Genomic DNA, 475 nt, shown 5'->3' with positions numbered 1-475 from the left:
TCTAAAACCTTGCAAATATTCTCCAGGTTAAAGACAACTTCTGAGCCATCAGGCTTCTTTATCTTATAGCAGCAATCTATAATAAACGTAGAAAGAATTGACTTCAATCCATCTTCGAACTTATCACCACATTCATCACCATTCAACCAATTATTCAGCAATAAGTCAGTATATTCAGCCTGCATTGACAAATAAGCATCAAGGACTAGCATTTTGTCAGAAAAAGCAAGCATCTTATTATAACGATTCTCACCTTTTCGCTCCTGTTTTCCATTTTCTACAAAATCTATCTTACCCAAATGCAAAAACAATTCCAATCCCACTTGTAATGACTCACACTGAGACTTAAATAATGGAGATTGGTTTATTCTATCTTGCAAATTAGGCAATTGTGGAAACAGCTCATTAATGCGCACCAACAATTTCTTACTCAAACAAATTGCAATATTATCCCCAACATTCACTTCTTCAGAAA

Annotated in this window: 1 protein-coding gene; it reads right to left on the bottom strand. The window is 34.5% G+C overall.

What is annotated here, in order from left to right; genetic code table 11:
• Nucleotides 1-475 (bottom strand): hypothetical protein (locus tag D4A39_RS17825; protein ID WP_158586952.1); only part of this gene is annotated, 475 nt, incomplete at both ends.

Source organism: Alcanivorax profundi, from assembly GCF_003597125.1.
GTDB lineage: Bacteria > Pseudomonadota > Gammaproteobacteria > Pseudomonadales > Alcanivoracaceae > Alcanivorax > Alcanivorax profundi.
The sequence above is the reverse complement of the archived record's forward strand: the minus strand, read 5'-3'. Positions and strand labels throughout refer to the sequence as shown.